This is a genomic window from Natronomonas gomsonensis (genome assembly GCF_013391635.1).
In the GTDB taxonomy this organism is placed as follows: domain Archaea; phylum Halobacteriota; class Halobacteria; order Halobacteriales; family Haloarculaceae; genus Natronomonas; species Natronomonas gomsonensis_A.
This window is the reverse complement of sequence record NZ_JACAWU010000002.1, coordinates 862199-882415: the sequence shown is the minus strand read 5'-3', so window position 1 is coordinate 882415 and position 20217 is coordinate 862199. Positions and strand designations below refer to the sequence as shown.

Below are 20217 nucleotides of genomic sequence, written 5' to 3'. Positions count from 1 at the left end.
CTGAATGAGTACTGTTATCGGACTTCGCGAGGTGCGCAAGGAGTTCGGAGACGTGGTCGCGGTGGAAGGTATCGATCTCGATATCTCTGAAAGCGAGTTTTTCACCATTCTTGGCCCGTCAGGGTCGGGGAAGACCACCGTTCTACGGATGATTGCTGGCCTCGAAACGGCGACAGATGGGATAATCAATCTCGGAGATACGGATGTGACGGATGCGCCACCGTATAATCGAGACGTGAATACGGTCTTCCAGGATTACGCGTTATTCCCTCACATGACCGTCGGCGAGAATATCGGGTATGGGCTCGAAATTCGCGGTCGTGACCAATCGACGATTGACCAGCGTGTCGACGAACTCCTCGAGTTAGTCTCACTACCTGGTCTTAAAGAACGGCAGGTCGACGAGCTCTCAGGCGGGCAACAACAGCGCGTTGCGCTTGCCCGTGCCCTCGCGATCGAGCCGCGTGTCCTTCTTCTCGACGAGCCACTCGGTGCATTGGACGAGAAGCTCCGGCGCGAAATGCAAATCGAACTGAAAGAGATTCAAGAAGAACTCGGGACCACGTTCGTCTACGTGACGCACGACCAGGAGGAGGCGCTCTCAATGAGCGACCGCATTGCGGTAATGGACAGTGGCAAAGTCGTTCAGGTCGGGTCTCCAGAAGAAGTGTACGAACAGCCCCGAACCCAGTTCATTGCACGGTTTTTCCGCGGGTCGAATATTTACGACGCCAGGTTGCGTGACATCGGGGAGACGGTTACCTTGGAATCCCTCGAAACTGAAATAACGGCAAATACGCCGGCGTTCGAACTTCCTACGGAAGAACCGGTCCAGTTCTTCGTCCGGTCAGAGAACGTTCAGCTAGGTGCTGGCGATAATACCGTGACGGGAACGATAGAGAACGTCGTTTATCGAGGTGAGCTCACGGACTACACCGTGCGTATCGCAGGGGATGAACGATTCGTCGCGACACTTCCAGACGTTGAACACGACGAGGGAGATACAATTACGCTCGGTTGGGACACGGACGATACAGTCATACTGCATCCAGAAGCAAAGTGACAGCGCCGAAACGGCGCGTCAGTACCGTTTCCGGCCTGTGAGTCAGTATCTGGGCATTCGTTCCTTCGAGAGCTGTGGAATCGCCCACCTTCCGAAATTGGGTGAGAATTCGGAAAACTCTCTTGAAGCAGTTCGGGGTAGTTCGGGTACCACCAGTGCGTGCGGGAACCTCCGGAGAACGGGCGTTCGAGTGACCGACGCTGGATTCCGACTATGAGTAACACGAACACGCGAACGGATGTCGAGCGGGGAACCGAAGCAGCCGAATCGACGACGGAACGCCGCACGGCTGACTCACGGGAACGCACGGAGGCCTGTCCCGAGTGCGATGGTCGGCTCGAAACTGCCGTCGATACGGGCGAAACTGTTTGTAGCGAGTGCGGACTGGTCGTCGAGGAAGACGAAATCGACCGCGGGCCTGAGTGGCGCGCCTTCGACTCCGCCGAGCGCGACCGGAAGTCCCGCGTCGGCGCGCCGACGACGAAGATGATGCACGACGAGGGGCTGTCGACGAACATCGGCTGGCAGGACAAAGACGCCTACGGCAACTCCCTGTCGAGTCGCCAGCGCCAGAAGATGCAACGCCTGCGGACGTGGAACGAGCGGTTCCGCACCCGTGACTCCAAGGAGCGCAACCTCAAGCAGGCACTCGGCGAAATCGACCGGATGGCAAGCGCACTCGGCCTCCCCGAGAACGTCCGGGAAACCGCCTCGGTCATCTATCGGCGGGCCCTCGACGACGACCTCTTGCCCGGTCGCTCCATCGAGGGCGTCGCGGCCTCGGCGTTATACGCCGCTGCCCGGCAGGCCGGGACCCCTCGCAGCCTTGACGAAATCGAGCGCGTCTCCCGTGTCGGCCGCAGCGAAATCTCACGAACCTACAGGTACGTCGTCCGCGAATTGAAACTGGAAATCCGGCCCGCCGACCCGAAGAGTTACATCCCGCGGTTCGGCAGCGAACTCGGCGTCGACGAGGCGGTCGAACGCCGCGCTCGGGACCTCCTCGACAGTGCCGCGGCCGCCGGCATCGTCTCGGGGAAGTCACCGGTCGGCCTCGCCGCCGCCGCGGTGTACGCCGCTGCGTTGCTCTGCAATCAGAAGGTCACCCAAAGCGAGGTCAGCGATGTCTGCGACATCTCGGAGGTCACCATCCGCAATCGCTACAAGCAGATTCTCCGGGCCGCCGACGTGACGACGTGACCGTCGGCTAACGGTCAGATACAAACCCGTCGGCGCGAAAGCCGACGTATGGTTACGTTCCTCGCGGGCGGGACGGGGACGCCGAAACTCCTCGACGGCGGTGACGGCGTCTTCGACCCCGCCGAGACGCCGGTCGTCGCCAACACCGGCGACGACGTGGAGTTGGGTGGCCTGCTGGTCTGTCCCGACGTGGACACGACCCTGTTCGCCGAGAGCGGCCGCCTCGACCGCGAGACGTGGTGGGGTATCGAGGACGACACGACGGAAACCCACGAGGAGTTACAGGCCCTTGCCGATACAGCCGGCCTCGACGCCGGCCCGCGATACCTCCCTGATTCGGCCCAGACGGCCGGCCGGGACATCGCACGTTGGCGGCGCTTCTCCGGCGTCGCGGAGTTCATGGAGTTGGGCGACCGAGACCGTGCGCTCCACATCACCCGGACGGGACTGCTCGACGAAGGTCGGACCCTCACCGAGGCGACGCGGACGCTTGCCGACGCCCTCGGCGTCGAGCGCCCCATCCTGCCGATGAGCGACGATTCCGTCGCCACCATCGTCCACACCGAGTCGGGGCCGATGCACTTCCAGGAGTTCTGGGTCCACCGACGCGCCGAACCCACAGTCGAGTCCGTCGAGTTCCGCGGCGCGGAGACAGCAAGCGCCACGGATGCTGTCCGTGATGCCCTCGACGCCCCGGTGGTCGTCGGTCCCTCGAACCCGGTGACGAGCATCGGGCCGATGCTCGCCCTCGACGGGATTCGCGAGGCGCTCGAATCGACACCGGTCGTCGCCGTCTCCCCGTTCGTCGAGGACCGAGTGTTCTCCGGGCCGGCCGGGAAACTGATGGCCGCGACGGGCTCCGATCCTTCGACGGCCGGCGTCGCGGAGGCGTACCCCTTTGCCGACGCCTTCGTCCTCGACACCGACGACGGAACCGACATCGACCGCCCGGTCGTCCGGACCGACACGACCCTCGACGACCCTGCCGACGGCGAACGCGTATGCCGGGCCGTCCGTGAGGCCATCGAACGCGTCGGAGGGGTGGTCTGATGTTCAGTCCTCGTCTCGCCGCAGCGTCGCTGTCCGGCCAATCCGACGCCGTGTGGGCGAAGCAGGCTGCGCCACACGTCGGTTGTGCCATCCTCGGCGGCGTCGCACTCGACGAAGCGACGCGCAGTGCCGCCCGAGACCTCCGCGACCGCGACCGCGATGAGTTCCTGCCGGCGGACCCGATAGCGTTCGTCGACGACCAACTCACGGCGCTCGATGCCGTCGGCGTGCTGCCGGGGGTCAACGTTCGCAGCGCGACGCTGGACCCCATCGCCGAGGCGGCGGCGGTCTGTGCCGACCACGATGCGCTCCTCGAAATCAACGCCCACTGCCGGCAGGCGGAGATGTGTGCCGCTGACGCGGGCGAATCGCTACTCAAAGACGGCGAGCGCCTCTGTGAACAGGTCGCCGCGGCAGCCAACGCCGGCGCGACCGTGAGCGTGAAAGTTAGAACCGAGGTTCCGGGCGTCGAGTTGCCGGGGCTTTCGGCGCGACTCGTCGATACGGGGGCGGACGTAATCCACGTCGATGCGATGGACAGCGAGTCGGTCGTCGGTGACGTCGTCGAGGCGGTCCCGGAGGCGTTCGTCGTGGCGAACAACGGCGTCCGGGACCGCGAGACGGTCTTTGAGTATCTCGAATACGGTGCGGACGCCGTGTCGGTCGGTCGTCCTTCGACGGACCCGGCAGTCCTCCGACGTGTTCGGGAGGCGGTTGAGGCGTACTTCGCCGACACACGGTCGGGAGCGGAGGTGTCGCCGGATGCGTGACGCCGCCGAGAACGGTCAACTCGCGTTGCTGCTTGAGGTCTCGGGAACGCCGAAACCGGGCAACGTCGACCGCCACCGCGACTACGACGACCTGCGGTTCGAGCAGTTCCTCGCGGGGGCCGTCGGCTCGCTTCGCGGCCTCCGGATGGCCGCCGACGGCGCGGCGGTCGGGCGAGCCTTCGAGCGTGCCGTCGCGGGGATGGCCGAGCAATCCGGCGGCAACACCCAGTTCGGTGCGCTCCTGATGTTGACGCCGCTCGTTCGGGCGGCCGCGACCGACCGGCTCTCCACGGCGGGAGTCGCCGATGTCGTCGAATCGACTACCGTCGACGATGCCTGCGATTTCTACCGGGCGTTCGACCACGTCGACGTAGCAGTCGACGACCTCCCCGAGGATGCCGACGCACTCGACGTACGCCGCGGGAGCGACGCCGTGGAGACGCTCCGGGAGCGCGGAACGACGCTGTACGACGTGATGGAACTCTCGGCGGACGTCGACGGTGTTGCAGCGGAGTGGACGAACGGCTTCGAGCGCAGTTTCGAAGCTGCCCAGTGGTTGCTGGAGGACGACGGACCGATTTATCGGCGCGCCTCGCGGGCCTTCCTCCGACTGCTCGCCGAACAACCGGACACCTTCGTCGTCACGCGCAACGGCGAGGCCGCCGCCGAGGAGGCGACCGAACGGGCACGGGCCGTCCTCGACGGCACCGAAGACGCCGAGGAACTGGCCGAGGAGTTCCGCGACCGCGATATCAACCCCGGCACGACGGCCGACCTCACCGCCGCCGCGCTGTTCGTCGCGCTGGAGCGAGGCATGGAGGTGTGAGCGATGGGCGAAAGCGGGGGGGCCGCCGAGTGGCCGGCCGAGTTACGCGGCGTCACCGAATCGGTCGTGACGACGCTCGGGCCGAACGGCCGCTGGAACGTCGCCGCACTCGGGCTGTTCGCCACCGACACGTCCGACGGGACCGCAACCGCCCGCACGTGGGGCCGGACCCGGACCTGGCGGAACTTCACGGAACGCGGCGAGGGGCACGTCCAGTTCACCCGTGACCCGGTCGACTTCGTCGACGCGGCGTGTTCGGTCCGGGAGGAGGACGACCCGGTCCTCGACAGCGCCGACGCGTGGGTCCGCGTCGAGGTCGACGCCGTCGAGGATGGAGTCGAGGGCGACACGCAGTGGGTCGAGTGGGCGCTCTCACCCGTCGAGTCGGCCGTCGAGCGGCGCGTCGTCCCTACGACGAACCGCGGCTACTACGCCGTCGTCGAGGCGACGGTCGCCGCCTCGCGGCTGGACGTGCCGAGTTACGACGACGAGACGCTTCGGGAACGGTTGGCGTACTTCGCCGATGTCGTCGAGCGATGCGGCGGCGAGCGAGAGCGGGCGGCCTTCGACCGCCTGCGTACACACGCCGATATCTCGGTCTGACGCCGCCGCACCCGTGTTTCGGTCCCGCACGGTCTGACGGCCCTTTCGAACCTTTTTTGAATCACAGCACAGTAGGGGACTTTACCAATGGCCATCAAGCCCGCCTACGTCAAGAAGACCGCAACGCTGCTCATGGAACGCTACCCGAAAGCCTTCGGTGCCGATTTCGAGCACAACAAGGAACTGGTAGAGGAGCTGACCAACATCGAGTCGAAGGGCGTCCGGAACCGAGTCGCCGGATACGTCACTCGCAAGCAGCGCGCGACGCCGGCGTAGAACGGGCTTTCGTTTCTCTCGCTTTCGAACGGACAGCGACGGTACCGGCAGGAATCGCCGGACAGTTCCTGCGTCTTTCACAACCGTTTTTGGTGGGCTCGTTATACGTCCACCAATGTCTACCCGTGTAGGTGTCCTCGGCGCGACCGGCGCCGTCGGACAGCGACTCATCCAACTGCTCGCACCACACCCGGAGTTCGAAATCGCCGCCCTCACCGCCTCGGAGGATTCGGCCGGTCGGACCTACCGCGACGCCGCCAAGTGGCGCGTCGGAACGCCGATTCCGGAATCCGTCGCCGACATCACCGTCGTCGAAACCGAGCCCGACGCGGTTCCCAACGACGTTGACCTGCTGTTCTCCTCGTTGCCCTCCAGCGTCGGCGCGGCGGTCGAACCCGCCTTCGTCGAGGACGGCTACGTCGTCTCCTCGAACTCCTCGAACGGCCGGATGGACGAGGACATCCCGCTGACCATCCCCGAGGTCAACGCCGACCATCTCAGCCTCATCGAGGTCCAGCGCGACGAGCGCGGCTGGGACGGCGCACTCGTGAAGAACCCCAACTGCTCGACGATTACGTTCGTGCCGACGCTGGCGGCCCTCGACGACTTCGGCGTCGAGCGCGTCCACGTCGCCACGCTGCAGGCCGTCTCCGGCGCCGGCTACTCCGGCGTCACCTCGATGGAAATCATCGACAACGCCCTGCCCCACATCGGCGGCGAAGCCGAGAAGATGGAGACCGAATCCCGCAAACTGCTCGGTGACTTCGACGGCGCCGAGCTCCGGATGCACGACGCCGAGGTGTCGGCCTCCTGTAACCGCATCCCCACGCTCGACGGCCACCTCGAGAACGTCTGGGCCGACCTCTCCGAGGACCCCACGGTCGAGGAAATCGCCGAGGCGATGACCGACTTCCCGAGCGTCGACCTCCACTCCTCGCCCGACCAACTCATCGAGGTGTTCGAGGACCCCGAGCGGCCCCAGCCCCGAATGGACCGCATGCTCGGCGACGGTATGTCCGTCGCCGCCGGCGGCATCGAGTCGACGCCACACGGCGTCCAGTACAACTGTCTCGCCCACAACACCATCCGCGGCGCGGCCGGCGCGTCGGTTCTCAACGGCGAACTGCTGCTCGAAGAGGGCTACCTCTAGAGTCCCTCGATTTTATATACGAAACCGAGGCCACGGGCCGTATGCGCTGACGAGCGGCCGTGGTCCGCCGTGGCGGGAGCGTGGCACACGGGCTACGGTGACTGGAGCGTGCCGCCTGTTCGCCCAACCGAAACCGTCCTAAAGCGGCGCGTCCACGGGCCGGTATGCGCGAACACCTCCTCGGGCGGACGCCGCGGCTCACCGGCTACTTCTGTGGCATCGCGGTCGGGTTGGCGCTGCTCGTCGCGGGGCTGGAGGCGGCCCGCACGGTCTTCGGGAGCGAGTTCTCCCCGACGGTTTTCACGGTGTACGCCGCCGTCGGCGTCCTCGGCGGACTCCTGCTTTCGTTCGTCGCCGGCTATCTCAACGGAAGCGTCCTCGCCAGTTGGGCCGCGGGGACGGTGCCGCTGGCCGGCCAACTCGGCCCCGTCCTCGTCGAGGAGTCGCTGCGAGAAGTCGGTCTCTCGGCGGTCGGTGCCGTCGGCGGCGGGGTTCTGCTCGGTAGCGTCGGCTTCGCCATCGCCGTCGAGAAGCATCGCCGCGACGCAAAAACAGCCGACCTCCCCGACCCGCCAACGCGGGCCGACTTACTCGGCATCCTCGTCGTCTCCGCCGTCCTCGGCGGGTCGATGCTCGGCGTCGCGGCCGCCCTCTGAGCGGTCGACATCGTCGGTGTTATGGCTCCCCGGTGTGCCGCTGTCGTATGGTCATCCTGCACACCTGTCTGAACGTTTCGGACGTCGACCGGTCCATCGAATGGTACACCGAGAACCTCGACTTCGAGGAGTCGTGGGGCTTCGAGACGCCCGACGGCGAGACCGTCAACCGCTACGTCGCCGACGACAACGGCGTCGAACTCCAGCTCTCCGACACCGAGGGGCAAACCCCCAGCGAGGCGGGCGACCTCTGGGACCATCTCGCGGTGAAAGTCGACGACGTCGATGCGGCCTTCGAGGAGATAGACGACCACGGCGTCATCAAAGAGCCGGGCGACCAGCCCGCCGCTGGTGCCCGGACGGCATTCGTCCGCGACCCCGACGGCCACGCTATCGAGCTCATCGAACCGCTGGAGGATTAGGACGTCCGCGCCGGAAGGACGAACACGGGCTTGTCGACTTTGTTGAGGACGGTCCGTGTCGTCGACCCGATAGTCGAGATGCCGCCGCTTCTCGCCGGCCCGACGATGATTTCGTCGATGTCGTTGTCGCGGACGAAGTTGACGATTTCCTGTCCCGGGACGCCCTCGCGCCGGAACGTCCGGACCTCGACCAGACCAGTCAACTCCACCTGTGCCACGTCGAGTGCGGCCTCGCGGTCGTCGGCCTCCTCGGGCACGTCGACGGTGAGGACGTAGACCTCGTCGTCGGATTCCAGTTTCTCCGTGAGGTACTCGCAGGCGGCCTCCGTGGTCGGTGCGGACGCCGTCGCAACGAGGTACCGTGTCATCGTCGGAGACGTTAGACGACCCGTCGCTAATGGTTTTCGGCTGTGCCGACCTGATTGCGGAGCGGCCGGTCGTTGGCCAAGCGCCGCACGTTGTCCGCGACGATGTCGGCCAGTCGGTCGTAGTATTTCGGCGTCGCCCCGGCGGTGTGTGGCGTTATCAACACATCGTCGAAGTTCCACAGTGGATGGTCGTCGGGAAGCGGTTCGGGGTCGGTTACGTCGAGTGCGGCGCCACCCAGACGCCCTCGGCGAAGCGAACGGACGAGTGCGTCGGTGTCGACGACCGCACCGCGGGCGACGTTGACCAGCACCGCATCCGGCGGCAGCGTAGTCAACTCGGCCGAACCGATTAGCCCCCGTGTCGATTCTGTAAGTGGACAGCACAACACGAGGTACTCCGTTCGGGCCAGCGCCTCGTGGAGGCGGTCGGGGCCGAACACCTCGTCGGTCGGACCGCCGTCTTCGGGCGTTCTCCGGACGCCGAGGGTGGTCACCTCGAAGGAATCGAGGCGGTCGGCGATCGCGGTGCCGATAGCGCCCAGTCCGACGATAGTCACGGTCGATCCCGCAAGCTCACCTGGGTCAAGAGCCTGCCATGTTTCGGCACGTGCGGCCTCGTGGAGGCGCCGCGAGAAGGCGAGTATCGTACCGAGGACGTGTTCGGCGGCGTTCGGTGCGTGGACGCCGGTGGCGTTCGTTACCGCGATACCGGCGTCGCGGAAGGCGTCCATCGGGAGGTGGCCGTAGCCCGCATAGGTGCAGGCGAACAACCGCAGGTTCGATGCATCGTCGATTGCTTCGGCGTCGATTCGCGGTCCGGTCACCACGTCCGCCGACGCGAGCAGTCGGCGTTCGTCGGCCGGCGTTGCGGCGAACCGAACCCAGTGGTCGTCAAGTCGCTCTTCGAGCCGTTCGGCGTAGGACTCGGCCGACAGCCGGTGGACGCCTTCCCGCAGGACGAGCAGTTCCATACCGGAGGTTCGTCGGCACACCTAATCAACGCCAGCGTCTCAGACGGACAGGGGAACGACGACGACCGGCACGTTGGCGCCTTCGAGTATCCGTCGTGCGGTGCCGCCCAACTCCGGGCCGGAATCGGGGTCGCCGGCGTGGGGACCGATGACGATAACGTCGATGTCGGCGTTGTTCGCCGCCGAGAGGATGCCCGAGGCGGGGTCGCCGTCGGTCAGGAACTGCTCGGTGGTGATATCGGCGCGTCCGGCCAATCGAGCGGTCACGACATTGAGAGCGTCTTCGGCGTCGCGGCCGTCGGTTCCGGGCACCGAGACGACGCTGACGAAGTCGTCGTCTTCGAGCCGAGGGTCGAGATAACCACAGGCGGCCGCCGTCGTGTGTACGGAGTCGGTCGCGACCAGATAGCGCATACGACGGCTTCGACGGCGGTGCCCTCGAAGCTTCGGGTCGGCTCGAATCGCGTCGCTTACCAACGGGCCGGTCGTCGCAGTCGACAATGACGAGTCGTCGGCAGTGGGCGGCGCTGAGCCTCGCCACCTTCGCGCGGTTTGCGGGCGCCATCCTCATGGGAACGGCCTTGGCGGTAGTCGTCGAGGCACGCGCCTCCGCCTTCGCCGCCGGCGTCGTCGGCACCGCATACTACGCCGGATTGATGCTGTTCTCGCCGTTCTGGGGTGCCCTCGCGGACATCACCGGAAAGCGCCGACTCGTTCTCCTCGTCACCGGTATCGGTGGCGTCCTCGCCGTTCTCCCGTTGGTCGTCGCCGACACCGTCGCCGTCGCGGTCGGCTCTCGTGGCGTCTACGCCGCCTTCCTCGCCGGATTCGCGCCGGTCGCACTCGCCATCGCCAGCCACCACGGCGGCACGACGGGACGGGGGCGCTCCATCGGCATCTTCAACAGCGCCCGCTCCGGTGGGTTCGCGCTCGGATACGTCGTCTCCGGCGCACTCTTGGAGTACGTCACGCCCGTCGACATCTACTGGGCCATCGCCGCGGTGACGTTCCTCTCGACGGTCGCGGTGCTCGCGGTGTCGGACCCGACGCCGACGCCGGAGCGGCAACCGACCGCGAAAGAAGTCGCCGCCGAGACGCGTAGACGACTGTTCCCCGCACCGGACGAACGCGGTCACCTCACGACGAACGGGTTGCTGTGGCTCTACGCGGCGGTCGCGCTCCGAAACCTCGCCGTCCTCGGAATCATGGCAATCGTCGCGCCGTATCTCATCACCATCGTCGGCGTCACGCAGGTCCTGATGGGCGTGCTGCTCGCGTTCAACCACGGCTCGCAAGTGCTGTTCATGTACGCCCTCGGCGTCGTCGCCGACAACATCGGTCGGAAACCGCTGGTCGTCGTCGGGATGGGCGGTAGCGCCGTCTTCGCGTTGATGGCTGCCGGGCTGACGGCAGTCCCGGCCGGCGTTTCCCGCCTCGCCTTCGGCGTCGCCACCTTCGTCGTCTTGGGCGCGTCGTTCTCGGCGATGACAATCGGCGGATTGGCGTTCATCAGCGACGTGGCGCCGGCTACCCGCGAATCGGAATTGATGGGGATACGGGAGACCGCGAAGGGGCTCGGGGGCGTCTTCGGTCCCGCACTCGTCGGCGGCGTCGCGACGCTGTACAGCTACGAGTTGGCGTTCGTCGCGGCGAGTCTCGTCGGCTTCCTCGCGACCGCGCTCGTGGCGTGGGGGCTGGTCGAAACCTACGATGCCGAACGCAGCGCCGTTGTTGTAGACGACTGAGGCGCCTTACTTCCCGGTGAAATCCGGTTCCTCGTCGCTGTTGAACGCGGCGTGTCCTCGCGAGAAGTCCTCGGTGTCGGTGAGGCCGGCGATGGTGTCGCCCTCCTCGGCGAGCTGTTCGTTCAGCGAGTTGTCGAAGCTCTTCCGGAGCAGTCCCTTCGTCGCCGCGTAGCTCTTCGTCGGTCCAGAGGCGAGTCGTTCGGCCTCCTCGGTGAGGCGCGCTTCGAACTCGTCGTCGACGACGACTTCCGTCGCCAGCCCGATGTCGACGGCCTCCTCGGCGCCGATTGGCTCGTCCCGGAAGGCGATTTCCTGTGCGGTTCGCATCCCGACGAGTCGCGGCAACAGGTACGTAGACCCGCCGTCGCCCGAAAGCGCGATTCGGGGGTAGGCGAACTCCAGTCGCGCGGATTCGGCGATGAGGACGATGTCGCCACAGATGGCCGGGCCGAGGCCGCCGCCGGCGGTGACGCCGTTGACACCCGTGACGACCGGTTTCGGCGCCCGAATCAGTTGGGCGACGAACTCGTGAAGCAGGTTCGTCAGCTTTCGCAGGGTTGGTTCGTCGGTCTCGTCGCCCGACAACATCGTGAGGTCTGCACCGGTGTTGAAGACGGGGCCGTTGCCGGTGAGCGTGATACACCGCACCGAATCGTCGCTGACGAGGTCGTGGGCGGCCGCCGCGAGTTCCTCGCCCATCGTCTCGTTCAGGGAGTTGTGTGCATCCGGGCGGTCGAAGGCGACGCGACCGACGGCGCCATCGCGGGTCACCTCGATGGTGTCGTACTGTGACATACGACACCCGACGGCGCGGACCCCCTTAACTTTCGTCGCCCGCGAAGCGCCGGTCGACGCTCTCGGCGTGGGCCTCCAGTCCCTCCGCGCGGGCGAGCGTCGTCACCGTCTCTCGGATATCCGCGAGCGCATCGCCGTCGAGTTTCTGTACCGTCGTCGAGCGGAGGAAGTGGTCCACGGAGAGGCCGCCGGCGACCTTCGCCAGCCCGCCGGTCGGGAGGACGTGGTTCGGGCCGGAGGCGTAGTCGCCGGCAGCGACCGGCGAGGCGGCGCCAAGGAAGACGCTACCGGCGGAGTCGATGCGGTCCAGTATCGCCTCGTCGTCGTCGGTCTGAATCGAGAGGTGTTCGGCGGCGTACTCCTCGGCGAACAGCACGGCCTCGGGCATCGACCGGGCCAGCAGCACGCCCGAGGCGTCGTTGTCCAGCGCCGCCTCGATGACCTCCCGGCGCTCCCGGTCTTCGGCCTGTTCCGTGCAGGCCTCGGCGACTGCCTCGGCTGTCGCCTCGTCGTCGGTGACACAGACCACCGAGGCGTTCTCGTCGTGTTCGGCCTGTGCGACCATATCGGCGGCGACGAGCTCGGGGTCGGCGGTGTCGTCGGCGACGACCAACACCTCGGAGGGGCCGGCGAGGAAGTCGATTTCAACGTCGCCGCGCACCTCGGCTTTCGCCGCGGTGACCCACCTGTTGCCCGGCCCGACGACTTTCTCGACGGCCGACACCGTCTCCGTACCGTAGGCCAGCGCCGCGATGGCCTGTGCGCCGCCGACCTGGTATACCGCGTCGGCGTCGGCGACGTGTATCGCCGCCAGCGTCGCGGGGTTCAACTCCTCGGCCGGCGGCGTCGCGACCGCGACGTGGTCGACACCTGCGACTTTCGCCGGGATGACGCCCATCAGGACGCTGGATGGGTACGCCGCCGTGCCGCCGGGAGCGTACACGCCGACGCGCTCAAGGGGTCGATAACGTCGCCCCAGCTCCCGGCCCTCGAAGTCCTCCCGCCAGTCCTCGGGGACCTGTCGCTCGTGGAAGGCGCGGATGTTCTCGGCGGCGTTCTCGATTGCTTCACGAACCGCGTCGTCGACTTCCTCGTAGGCGCGTTCGGCCTCGTCGCTCACGTCGATGTTCCCGATTTCGACGCCGTCGAACTCGCTTGCGTACGACCGCAGCGCAACGTCGCCCTCCGTCCGAACCCGGTCGACGATGTCCCGGGCCGCCTCGCGGGCGTCGGCGACGCCGGCGTCTCGCTCGAACAGCGCCGCACGCTCCGCCGGCGAGAGGTCGGCGATCTTCCTGACGTTCATATCTTGCGTTGGGCGGTCGGACCGGAAAGCGGTTTCCATCGTCGCAGTTGGTACACGCCAACGACGGCCTCATTCGTTCGCGGTTCCTAGTTCCAACATGGCCGAAACAGCGACGGAAACCGTCCGGGTCTGGCTCGTCGAGCGAACGTACGGAGACGACGAACTGAACATCGTCATCCTCACCTACGCGACCCCAGACGGCGAGCGATACCTCCGGAAGGAGCGCGCGCTGACGAGTTTCACCGGCGCAAAACGCGAGACGACCGCCGCCATCGACGCCGACCCCGCGAACCTCGGGGAGACGCCCCCGGAGGACCGCGAGTACTTCGCCGACGCGGCGAGTCGAACCGCCGAAAAGTACGACCCCGAGGAGACGCTGTAACCGCCGTCCAATCGGACGAAAAACACTATCCCTTCCGGTCGCCAAGACTCGGACGATGCTGAGCGCCGTCATGGAGGACTACATCAAGGCGATATACATCATCGGCAACGACACTGACGAGCGCGTCAGCACGTCGGAACTCGCCGACTACCTAGATGTCACCTCGCCGACCGTCTCCAGTATGGTGAAGAAACTGGAGGAGCGCGGACTCGTCGACCGCGAGGAGTACCGCGGCGTCACGCTCACCGAGGAGGGTGAAGTCGTCGCCCTCGAAATCCTCCGCCACCACCGGCTTCTGGAGTCCTTCCTGACGGAACACCTCGACTACGATTGGGCCGACGTCCACGAGGAGGCCGACCGCCTCGAACACCACGTCTCCGACGAGTTGACCGAACGAATCGCCGAGGCGCTGGACAACCCCGGTGTCGACCCCCACGGCGACCCGATACCCGACGCAGACCTCCGGTTGCCGGAGGTCGACGAGCAGACGCGGCGTCTCTCCTCGGCGACCGAGGGCGACCACGTCGTCGTCCGGCGCATCCGCCATCAGGGCGACGAGGAGTTGCGCTATCTCTCCGGCGCCGGTATCGAACCTGGCGTCGAACTCGAAATCGTCGAAATCGCACCGTTCGGACTCGTCACCGTTCGGACGCCCCAGGGCCGACAGAGCCTTCCCGAGGAAATCGCCCGACTCATCGAAACCGTTCCCGTCACCGAGGCCGAGGCCTGACCGTCAGGCCGACGCGGTCTTTCGGGCTCGGTACTCGCGGATTCCCCACACCAATCCGAGGGCGGCGACGACGACACAGCCACCGAGGAAGAAGGCCAAAAGCGGGTCGAGTGCGGCGACGCTGGATGTGGCCGCGTCGGCCGCCGACTGTGACTCCGCCATCATCCCCACGTCGTCGCTACGTGGCTGTGGGGCCACCTCCGGTCTGAGCAACTCCGAGACCGCCGCGAACACCAGTGTCGAGAGGCTGACGACGAAGAACAGTCCGAACAGCCGCTGGAGGGTGTTTCTGAGCCGCGAACTGTCGTTGTCACGGCCCGCAAAGAGGACGACGGCTTCGCTCGCCGGCCCGTAGACGGTCATCTCGTTGCCCTTCTCGGAGTAGCCCATCCCCGCCGGTTCGATGAGGCCGGCGTTCTCCAGTCGGTCGAGGTGGTAGTGGACGTTCTGTAGCGACGTACCGACGCTCTCGCGGACCTCCGTCGGCGTTCGTGGCTCGTCGTAAATCGCGGCCAACACCTTTCGGGCGGTCTCCGACCCCAGCGCGTCGAACGCCGCGTCGGCACCTTCGCCGTCGATGTCGAGTACCTTCGGTTCGTCGGGCGACGGTGACACCTCCAGTCGACTCGGCAACAGACTCATTGCCGAGTCGTACTCGAGATGCGGAAATACCCCTTCCGGTAACTCAAACCGGCATTTCACTCTTCGAGCGGGCGGATTCCCGACACCGCAAGCACCGACCGAAGGGTCAGAAAGACGATGAGTGCGCCGCCGGCGAGCATGGTCGGCGCCGAAAGCAGCCGTGCGGTGTCGTCGGCGAGGACGAGTCGCGACGTCCCCATGAGAATGAAACTCGCGATGACCAATCCGAAGGCGAGAAGCGAGAGTCGGACGAACGTATTCTGTCGCATCAGCAGTCGCTACCGACTCGGACGTGCGCAAATAAAAAGGGTGTTGTCGGCGTTTAGAGGTGACCTTCTTCTTCGAGGCCTTCCATGATGTCGTCGACGAGAGACTCGACGTCATCGTACGGGAAGTCCTGGCTGCCCCCGCCCTTCGTGTTGAGTTCCATGGCGGTCATGGAGAAGTCGCCGGATTCGAACGTCGTGCCGGGGCCCTGCGGCAGGGCGGGCACGAGGTCCATCGGGCTGTTGACGGGGTAATCGGCACCTTCGAACGCGTCGATGAACTGCTGACGGAGGTCGTCTTTGTCGACCATTGCGTACGCTCATGAAACGCACATCCAATTGAATGTTGTGCTACGCATCGCCGTGTGCTTATATACCAACCCGTTTCAGGGCCGAAACCGGGCCGCGTCCGGACGGCGACGGCGAGTGGTTTTATCCCTACTCGACGCTTCCGGACGACCGATGTCAGACCGCGAGGACTCGACGGAGTCGATGTCGCGAGAGGAACTCGAAGACGCCCTCTCGCGGCTGTTCCGGAGCGGCCGGACCAACGCCGTGCTGTCGTGGCTGTTGGTGGCCGTCCTCGTGGGCGTGTTCGTTGAGAGTCTCCTCGATTTCGACCGGCTGTGGATAGCGTTCGTCGCCGCGACGGGCGCCGTCGTCCTGCTCCCGCCACTCGCCCACCGCGAGTGGCAGGTGATGCTCCCGTGGGAACTGCTCGTGCTCGCGCTGTTGCCGATTCTCGTTCGCGGTACCGTCGGCGGCGAACTCGGGACGTTCTCGTTTTACCTCTCCATCGCCGCGCTTGCGCTCATCGTCTCCGTCGAGTTGCACATGTTCACTGCCCTCCGGATGACCCACTGGTTCGCCATCACGTTCGTCGTCATGACGACGATGGCCACCGAGGCGGCATGGACGGTACTGCGGTGGAACGCCGACCAATACCTCGGTACCGAGTTTCTGGGCGGTGCCAGCCTCGGGCAGGACGCTGCCAACGCCGCGTTGATGACCGAATGGGCCTACGTCACGCTGGCCGGTTTCGCCGCCGGAGTCATCTTCGATGCGTACTTCCGACGCCGCGGTCGGCAACTCAGGCGGCGCATCCGGACGGTGATTCGCGGATGAGCCTCCTGCCGCGCCCCTCGCGTCGAAACCAGCGTCGATTAACCCGTGGGATGCAAGTCCTGTTGGTCGGTATCGTCGTCAGCGGGGTCGTCTTCGTCCAACCGAAGGCGATAACCAACGGCACCATCGCGCTCGTAATCACCTTCGTCCCGGCGCTGCTCAGGCGGAACTACGACCTACCGTTGGACCCGTGGCTCGCGCTCTGGATTACGCTTGCCGTCTTCCTGCACACGCTGGGGTCCGCTGGTCTCTACAGCCAACTCGACTGGTGGGACAGCATCACCCACGCGATGTCGGCGTCGCTCGTCGCCGCCGTTGGCTACACGTTCGCCCGCGCTGTGGACCTCCACAACGACGAGATCTACATCCCACGTCGCTTCTTTTTCGTCTACCTACTCGTCGTCGTGTTGGCTTTCGGCGTCGTCTGGGAACTCTTCGAGTTCGGCCTCGACGTGGCGGCAACCGCGACCGGACTCGACATGCCGGTGTCCCAGCACGGACTCGACGACACCGTCCGGGACCTGATGTTCAACTCCCTCGGTGCGATTCTCGTGGCCGTCTTCGGACAGGCGCACCTCTCCGGCGTCGCGGAACTCATCCGTGAACGGGTGCTCATGGGACCGTAATTCGATCTCGCCCGGAGCGTTGATGGCCGTGGAGAGCGACAGACTACCATGCCTCGGCGACGGCTGGCGGCGTACCGCGACCGAGTCAGAGCGTCGTTAGAGGACGCCTTCTCCGAGGAACTTCCGCCCCACGACGTGGCGACGAGCTTTTCGGTCGGCGTGTTCGTCTCCGCGCTCCCGAACCTCGGTATCGCCTTGGTGCTGTTCGTCGCACTCGCCTACACCTTCGAGCGGGTCAGTAAACTCGCGCTGTTCGCCTCCGTCGTCGTGATGAACCCGCCGGTGAAGTGGGCCATCTACGCCGCGAGTTTCTGGCTCGGTTCGCGTATCCTCGGGCCGGTCGAGGGCGCCTCCGTCTCGGAGTTGTCGCTTTCGCTCGGGCCGGAGGTGCTGGTTCGACTCCTCGTCGGCAACGTCGTCATCGCAGTCGTCGTCGCCGTCGTCGGTTACGGGATCGCGCTTCGACTCATCCGGGAACTCCGACGCCGGGATATCGATGTCGTCGACCACATCGCCGAGCCGTTCTCGGAGTGAGCGTCACGGGAACGGATGGTGGTCTCGGTCCGGTCGGGGCTGGAACCCGAGCGACTCGGGCACCGATTCGGCCCGCTCACCGAAGTAGGGGTCGTTCGTGAAAAGCGGCTGGGCCTCGGGAACGACCACTCGGACGGCCTCGAACCCGAGCGTCGCCACGTCTCGCGGGGTCACCCGGGCACCGTAGGCGTCGAGTCCGGCATCGGAGACGCGTTCGACCAACGCGTCGAGTTCGGCTTCCCCGTCGGGCGGCGTTTCGGGGCCGACGCTCGCCGCCGGTATCGTCGTCTCCGGGGCGACGAACTCCCGTGCCGTTGCCGGGAAATCGGCGTAGTGGCCGATTGCTCCCGGTTCGTCGGCAGCGCGGTCGGGGCCCATCCGACGCAGTTCGAGCCAGTTCTGGATGGCTTCCTCCAGGGCGTCCCGCGCGGCCGCCTCCGGGTCGAAATCGGCGGCCATCCCCGCCGCGAACCGCGGCCACTCCCCTTCGCGGTGGACGCAACTGGCGACGACCGGCACGTCCACGTCCTGTGTCAACAACAGCGCCGTCGCGGTCAGTTCCTCGCTCCGTGCGCGCGCAGCGAGGGTCTCAAATCCCTCGTCGTCGATAGCCAACCCAAGAGGTTCGAACGTCGAGTACCACGACAGCATCGCGGCGTCCCGCTCTATCACCTCGTACAGTCCGGACAACAGCGCCTCGACGCCGCCGTTGCCCAACCCGAGGCCGGTCGTAATCGCGGGGCGAATCCGACGCTCCGGCGGCGGGAACACGACCAACTCCGCCGGCAGTTCGACGGCGTCACCGGTTTCGAGGTTCGTCGCCGGGTGCCACCGCTGGACCGAGTCGGCGCCGACGGCGTCACCGGGTGCGACGAACCGCACCGGGTCGATAGGATTCGTCGGATTGCGCTCGAACGCCGATTCCCGATACACCGCGGCGCTGTAGCGCTCTAAGGCCTCGCCGAGTGCCTTCATGAACGCCGGGTCCCAGTCCAATCCGACGCCGGCGGCGTGTTCGGGTACGTCGGCGTCGGAAAACGGCGTCCCGTTGAGCGTCGACAGGTAGTACGGGACCGGGAACGACTCGATTTCGCCGACGCTCGCGATTGGCCCGACGCGCTCGTCGAAGGTCAGTTCCGCCATCGTGAGCGCCTCCTCCAGCGGCCGCGGGTCGTGATTCCGGCGAAGGCGTCGGTCCTCCGAATCCGCACAGTCACAGTACGGTAGCGGTAGGACGCGACGCTGGCTGTGTGGAACCTCGACGACGCCCCCGACGACGGCCGACTGTCCGCCGGCGACGAGCGTCGTCAACTCCCGTCCCGCGAGCGCGCCTGCGAAGCGTGCGGTTCCGGCGTCGTAGGCTCCGCTGTCGGTGTCCGGTTCGGCTGCAGCAACCCGTCCACGGAGACAGTCGTGACACGCCGTTCCGGGGGCGAACCCCGAGACGGCGGCGTCGACGCCCTCGACGGCCAGACCACCGATGCCGCCCAGTTCGATGGCGAGAAACGCGGTGTCCGTCCGTCGCGCCGCTGCCGTCGCGGCAGCGAACCCGTCGTCGCCAGCAGGGCCGACGGCTGCGGCGACATCGGTCGTACCGATACGGTCGGCATCGATGGCGACGGCGTCGGCATCCGTATCCGAAAGCGCCGAACGAATCGCTTCGACAGCGGGTCCACCGCCGAGTAAGCCGACCGTGGTCACGCCGACGACACCGCCATTCGGGAGGCGACCGCGGACGGCCGTTCGCGATTGAGTTCCATGACGGTCCCTACCGGTCGGCGGTCGATAAACGTGGGGGCAACGGAGGGAAAACAGCGGACCGTTAGGCGCTTCAGGCGGCGAGCATCGACTGTGCGACGCTCGCGAGTTGGCCGGTGTCGGCCTCACGCAGGCGGTCGTCGCCCAGTTTCAGACGGAGGCGCGGGCGACCCACGTCGATGGGCACCTTCTCGGTGTCGATGAGTCCCATCTCTTCCATCCGGGTCTTCGTCCGGGAGAAGGTGGCCTTCGATGCGATACCCACGTCCTCGCCCCACTTCGAGATGTCGTAGAGGAGGTCTTCGTTCTTTGCCGCGACGAGCAGGGAGATGGTCACCTCGTCGAGCCCCTCGCCGTCGCCGCGGGCCGTCTCCAGCGACTGGAGGACGCCGTCGAAGTCGTCGGCGGTCGGTTCTCCGAGTTCGGCCGTCAGCGTCTCCCGGACACGAGAGATGGCGGGCGTTCGAAGGTTGAACGACTCGGCGTTCTCCCAGTCGCTCGTGAACTGCTCGTATGCGCTCTCGATGAACGCCTCGTTGTCGGTCGCGAGGCCGGCGACTCGGTCGCCAGCGCTGACGATGGCGACGACGGAGGCGTCGGTGACGAGAAGCGTGTTGGTTCCGTCCTCGTGGGTTCGAACGTCGAGGCGTTCGGCCTCGATGTGGTCGGCTGCGCGACTCGCGACGATGAAGTCGTCCATCACGGATTTCAGCTCGCTCTCCGCTGCGAGCAACCGTACCGTCGGTGCTCCCTCGCCGAGTACCTCGACGAGTTCCTCGATGACATCTGCGGGGGGGTTGACGACGAACAGCTCTTCGTCGGCGGCGCTGAGCGCCTCGTTGAGAACGTCGGCAACGGTCCGCTCGACAAGGTTTGATTGCATTATCGTGTGTGAAAGTATGTCTCTGAACGTATTTAATATTAGCGGGAAACTCGATGGAAAACTCCTCGAA

At 66.1% G+C, this 20217-nt stretch carries 26 protein-coding genes; 16 read left to right on the top strand and 10 right to left on the bottom strand.

The window, feature by feature from the left end; genetic code table 11:
- The first annotated feature begins 4 nt into the window (after positions 1–4).
- The 10 genes from HWX69_RS13035 (at position 5) to HWX69_RS12990 (ending at position 8016) form a co-directional block, all read left to right on the top strand.
- Entirely contained in the window at positions 5–1063 is a 1059-nt protein-coding gene (locus HWX69_RS13035) for an ABC transporter ATP-binding protein (protein WP_178917521.1), read from the top strand.
- Between the two features lie 213 nt (positions 1064–1276).
- On the top strand, positions 1277–2263 hold the full coding sequence (locus tag HWX69_RS13030) for a transcription initiation factor IIB (protein WP_178917520.1): 987 nt from the start codon (positions 1277–1279) through the stop codon (positions 2261–2263).
- A 48-nt stretch (positions 2264–2311) separates the two neighbouring features.
- Positions 2312–3313 (top strand): 2-phospho-L-lactate transferase, encoded by a 1002-nt coding sequence (gene cofD / locus HWX69_RS13025; protein WP_178917519.1) that lies wholly within the window; start codon positions 2312–2314, stop codon positions 3311–3313.
- Positions 3313–4083, top strand: coding sequence for a tRNA-dihydrouridine synthase (locus HWX69_RS13020; protein ID WP_178917518.1), 771 nt, complete (start codon positions 3313–3315; stop codon positions 4081–4083). The genes cofD and HWX69_RS13020 overlap by 1 nt, the downstream gene beginning before the upstream one ends.
- A complete protein-coding gene (locus HWX69_RS13015; RefSeq protein ID WP_178917517.1) occupies positions 4076–4909 on the top strand; it encodes a triphosphoribosyl-dephospho-CoA synthase in 834 nt (277 codons plus the stop codon). The genes HWX69_RS13020 and HWX69_RS13015 overlap by 8 nt, the downstream gene beginning before the upstream one ends.
- 3 nt (positions 4910–4912) lie before the next feature.
- A complete protein-coding gene (locus HWX69_RS13010; RefSeq protein WP_178917516.1) occupies positions 4913–5512 on the top strand; it encodes a DUF447 domain-containing protein in 600 nt (199 codons plus the stop codon).
- Between the two features lie 87 nt (positions 5513–5599).
- A complete protein-coding gene (locus tag HWX69_RS13005; protein ID WP_156710463.1) occupies positions 5600–5788 on the top strand; it encodes a 30S ribosomal protein S17e in 189 nt (62 codons plus the stop codon).
- Positions 5789–5903: 115 nt separating this feature from the next.
- Positions 5904–6938 carry an aspartate-semialdehyde dehydrogenase gene (gene asd / locus HWX69_RS13000; protein WP_178917515.1) on the top strand — a complete coding sequence of 345 codons (1035 nt, stop codon included), beginning with the start codon at positions 5904–5906 and terminating at the stop codon, positions 6936–6938.
- Positions 6939–7102: 164 nt separating this feature from the next.
- Positions 7103–7594 carry a hypothetical protein gene (locus tag HWX69_RS12995; protein WP_178917514.1) on the top strand — a complete coding sequence of 164 codons (492 nt, stop codon included), beginning with the start codon at positions 7103–7105 and terminating at the stop codon, positions 7592–7594.
- Between the two features lie 47 nt (positions 7595–7641).
- On the top strand, positions 7642–8016 hold the full coding sequence (locus tag HWX69_RS12990) for a VOC family protein (protein WP_178917513.1): 375 nt from the start codon (positions 7642–7644) through the stop codon (positions 8014–8016).
- On the opposite strand, the gene HWX69_RS12985 is transcribed toward HWX69_RS12990, so the two are convergent.
- The 3 genes from HWX69_RS12985 to HWX69_RS12975 are packed head-to-tail and all read right to left on the bottom strand — an operon-like array spanning position 8013 to position 9769.
- Positions 8013–8384, bottom strand: coding sequence for a universal stress protein (locus HWX69_RS12985; RefSeq protein ID WP_178917512.1), 372 nt, complete (start codon positions 8382–8384; stop codon positions 8013–8015). The genes HWX69_RS12990 and HWX69_RS12985 overlap by 4 nt on opposite strands.
- 26 nt (positions 8385–8410) lie before the next feature.
- Entirely contained in the window at positions 8411–9355 is a 945-nt protein-coding gene (locus HWX69_RS12980) for a D-2-hydroxyacid dehydrogenase (RefSeq protein ID WP_178917511.1), read from the bottom strand.
- A 39-nt stretch (positions 9356–9394) separates the two neighbouring features.
- Positions 9395–9769 (bottom strand): universal stress protein, encoded by a 375-nt coding sequence (locus HWX69_RS12975; protein WP_178917510.1) that lies wholly within the window; start codon positions 9767–9769, stop codon positions 9395–9397.
- An 86-nt stretch (positions 9770–9855) separates the two neighbouring features.
- Here HWX69_RS12975 and HWX69_RS12970 point away from each other — a divergent pair, with 86 nt between their 5' ends.
- Positions 9856–11100 (top strand): MFS transporter, encoded by a 1245-nt coding sequence (locus HWX69_RS12970; protein ID WP_178917509.1) that lies wholly within the window; start codon positions 9856–9858, stop codon positions 11098–11100.
- Between the two features lie 6 nt (positions 11101–11106).
- On the opposite strand, the gene HWX69_RS12965 is transcribed toward HWX69_RS12970, so the two are convergent.
- Positions 11107–11895: an enoyl-CoA hydratase/isomerase family protein gene (locus HWX69_RS12965; RefSeq protein ID WP_178917508.1), complete on the bottom strand. Its 789-nt coding sequence runs from the start codon at positions 11893–11895 to the stop codon at positions 11107–11109.
- A gap of 25 nt (positions 11896–11920) precedes the next feature.
- Complete coding sequence (hisD, locus tag HWX69_RS12960; protein WP_178917507.1) at positions 11921–13201, bottom strand: histidinol dehydrogenase; 1281 nt, start codon at positions 13199–13201, stop codon at positions 11921–11923.
- Positions 13202–13298: 97 nt separating this feature from the next.
- Between hisD and HWX69_RS12955 the strand changes: the two genes are divergently transcribed.
- Positions 13299–13583 (top strand): hypothetical protein, encoded by a 285-nt coding sequence (locus tag HWX69_RS12955; protein WP_178917506.1) that lies wholly within the window; start codon positions 13299–13301, stop codon positions 13581–13583.
- A gap of 55 nt (positions 13584–13638) precedes the next feature.
- Positions 13639–14313 carry a metal-dependent transcriptional regulator gene (locus HWX69_RS12950; RefSeq protein WP_178917505.1) on the top strand — a complete coding sequence of 225 codons (675 nt, stop codon included), beginning with the start codon at positions 13639–13641 and terminating at the stop codon, positions 14311–14313.
- Positions 14314–14316: 3 nt separating this feature from the next.
- On the opposite strand, the gene HWX69_RS12945 is transcribed toward HWX69_RS12950, so the two are convergent.
- From HWX69_RS12945 to HWX69_RS12935, 3 genes are read right to left on the bottom strand one after another with little or no spacing between them, the layout of a single operon-like run.
- Complete coding sequence (locus HWX69_RS12945) at positions 14317–14955, bottom strand: ArsR/SmtB family transcription factor (RefSeq protein ID WP_178917504.1); 639 nt, start codon at positions 14953–14955, stop codon at positions 14317–14319.
- Between the two features lie 56 nt (positions 14956–15011).
- Positions 15012–15224 (bottom strand): hypothetical protein, encoded by a 213-nt coding sequence (locus HWX69_RS12940; protein WP_156710440.1) that lies wholly within the window; start codon positions 15222–15224, stop codon positions 15012–15014.
- 53 nt (positions 15225–15277) lie between these two features.
- Positions 15278–15532 (bottom strand): MTH865 family protein, encoded by a 255-nt coding sequence (locus HWX69_RS12935; protein WP_178917503.1) that lies wholly within the window; start codon positions 15530–15532, stop codon positions 15278–15280.
- A 151-nt stretch (positions 15533–15683) separates the two neighbouring features.
- On the opposite strand from HWX69_RS12935, the gene HWX69_RS12930 reads away from it, so the two are divergent.
- Genes HWX69_RS12930 through HWX69_RS12920 form a run of 3 tightly spaced genes read left to right on the top strand, consistent with a single transcriptional unit; the run spans position 15684 to position 17506 of the window.
- Complete coding sequence (locus HWX69_RS12930) at positions 15684–16346, top strand: hypothetical protein (RefSeq protein ID WP_178917502.1); 663 nt, start codon at positions 15684–15686, stop codon at positions 16344–16346.
- Positions 16343–16972 carry a hypothetical protein gene (locus HWX69_RS12925; protein WP_178917501.1) on the top strand — a complete coding sequence of 210 codons (630 nt, stop codon included), beginning with the start codon at positions 16343–16345 and terminating at the stop codon, positions 16970–16972. The genes HWX69_RS12930 and HWX69_RS12925 overlap by 4 nt, the downstream gene beginning before the upstream one ends.
- A 48-nt stretch (positions 16973–17020) precedes the next feature.
- Positions 17021–17506: a DUF2062 domain-containing protein gene (locus tag HWX69_RS12920; protein WP_178917500.1), complete on the top strand. Its 486-nt coding sequence runs from the start codon at positions 17021–17023 to the stop codon at positions 17504–17506.
- A 3-nt stretch (positions 17507–17509) separates the two neighbouring features.
- Here the strand turns inward: HWX69_RS12920 and HWX69_RS12915 are convergent, their stop codons facing one another.
- Both HWX69_RS12915 and tbsP read right to left on the bottom strand, forming a co-directional pair.
- Complete coding sequence (locus tag HWX69_RS12915; RefSeq protein ID WP_178917499.1) at positions 17510–19207, bottom strand: YcaO-like family protein; 1698 nt, start codon at positions 19205–19207, stop codon at positions 17510–17512.
- A 130-nt stretch (positions 19208–19337) separates the two neighbouring features.
- On the bottom strand, positions 19338–20147 hold the full coding sequence (gene tbsP, locus HWX69_RS12910) for a transcriptional regulator TbsP (RefSeq protein WP_178917498.1): 810 nt from the start codon (positions 20145–20147) through the stop codon (positions 19338–19340).
- Positions 20148–20217 lie beyond the last annotated feature (70 nt).

Bases quoted from the DNA above. Each gene is read 5' to 3' on its own strand.
- HWX69_RS13030 (WP_178917520.1), top strand. From the start codon at position 1,277: ATGAGTAACACGAACACGCGAACGGATGTCGAGCGGGGAACCGAAGCA.
- HWX69_RS13015 (WP_178917517.1), top strand. From the start codon at position 4,076: ATGCGTGACGCCGCCGAGAACGGTCAACTCGCGTTGCTGCTTGAGGTC.
- HWX69_RS13010 (WP_178917516.1), top strand. From the start codon at position 4,913: ATGGGCGAAAGCGGGGGGGCCGCCGAGTGGCCGGCCGAGTTACGCGGC.
- HWX69_RS12940 (WP_156710440.1), bottom strand. From the start codon at position 15,224: ATGCGACAGAATACGTTCGTCCGACTCTCGCTTCTCGCCTTCGGATTG.
- HWX69_RS13035 (WP_178917521.1), top strand. From the start codon at position 5: ATGAGTACTGTTATCGGACTTCGCGAGGTGCGCAAGGAGTTCGGAGAC.
- HWX69_RS12930 (WP_178917502.1), top strand. From the start codon at position 15,684: ATGTCAGACCGCGAGGACTCGACGGAGTCGATGTCGCGAGAGGAACTC.
- HWX69_RS12980 (WP_178917511.1), bottom strand. From the start codon at position 9,355: ATGGAACTGCTCGTCCTGCGGGAAGGCGTCCACCGGCTGTCGGCCGAG.
- HWX69_RS12935 (WP_178917503.1), bottom strand. From the start codon at position 15,532: ATGGTCGACAAAGACGACCTCCGTCAGCAGTTCATCGACGCGTTCGAA.
- HWX69_RS12965 (WP_178917508.1), bottom strand. From the start codon at position 11,895: ATGTCACAGTACGACACCATCGAGGTGACCCGCGATGGCGCCGTCGGT.
- tbsP (WP_178917498.1), bottom strand. From the start codon at position 20,147: ATGCAATCAAACCTTGTCGAGCGGACCGTTGCCGACGTTCTCAACGAG.
- cofD (WP_178917519.1), top strand. From the start codon at position 2,312: ATGGTTACGTTCCTCGCGGGCGGGACGGGGACGCCGAAACTCCTCGAC.
- HWX69_RS12970 (WP_178917509.1), top strand. From the start codon at position 9,856: ATGACGAGTCGTCGGCAGTGGGCGGCGCTGAGCCTCGCCACCTTCGCG.
- HWX69_RS12950 (WP_178917505.1), top strand. From the start codon at position 13,639: ATGCTGAGCGCCGTCATGGAGGACTACATCAAGGCGATATACATCATC.
- HWX69_RS12995 (WP_178917514.1), top strand. From the start codon at position 7,103: ATGCGCGAACACCTCCTCGGGCGGACGCCGCGGCTCACCGGCTACTTC.
- HWX69_RS12945 (WP_178917504.1), bottom strand. From the start codon at position 14,955: ATGAGTCTGTTGCCGAGTCGACTGGAGGTGTCACCGTCGCCCGACGAA.
- HWX69_RS13005 (WP_156710463.1), top strand. From the start codon at position 5,600: ATGGCCATCAAGCCCGCCTACGTCAAGAAGACCGCAACGCTGCTCATG.
- HWX69_RS12920 (WP_178917500.1), top strand. From the start codon at position 17,021: ATGCCTCGGCGACGGCTGGCGGCGTACCGCGACCGAGTCAGAGCGTCG.
- HWX69_RS12985 (WP_178917512.1), bottom strand. From the start codon at position 8,384: ATGACACGGTACCTCGTTGCGACGGCGTCCGCACCGACCACGGAGGCC.
- hisD (WP_178917507.1), bottom strand. From the start codon at position 13,201: ATGAACGTCAGGAAGATCGCCGACCTCTCGCCGGCGGAGCGTGCGGCG.
- HWX69_RS12925 (WP_178917501.1), top strand. From the start codon at position 16,343: ATGAGCCTCCTGCCGCGCCCCTCGCGTCGAAACCAGCGTCGATTAACC.
- HWX69_RS12955 (WP_178917506.1), top strand. From the start codon at position 13,299: ATGGCCGAAACAGCGACGGAAACCGTCCGGGTCTGGCTCGTCGAGCGA.
- asd (WP_178917515.1), top strand. From the start codon at position 5,904: ATGTCTACCCGTGTAGGTGTCCTCGGCGCGACCGGCGCCGTCGGACAG.
- HWX69_RS12990 (WP_178917513.1), top strand. From the start codon at position 7,642: ATGGTCATCCTGCACACCTGTCTGAACGTTTCGGACGTCGACCGGTCC.
- HWX69_RS12975 (WP_178917510.1), bottom strand. From the start codon at position 9,769: ATGCGCTATCTGGTCGCGACCGACTCCGTACACACGACGGCGGCCGCC.
- HWX69_RS13020 (WP_178917518.1), top strand. From the start codon at position 3,313: ATGTTCAGTCCTCGTCTCGCCGCAGCGTCGCTGTCCGGCCAATCCGAC.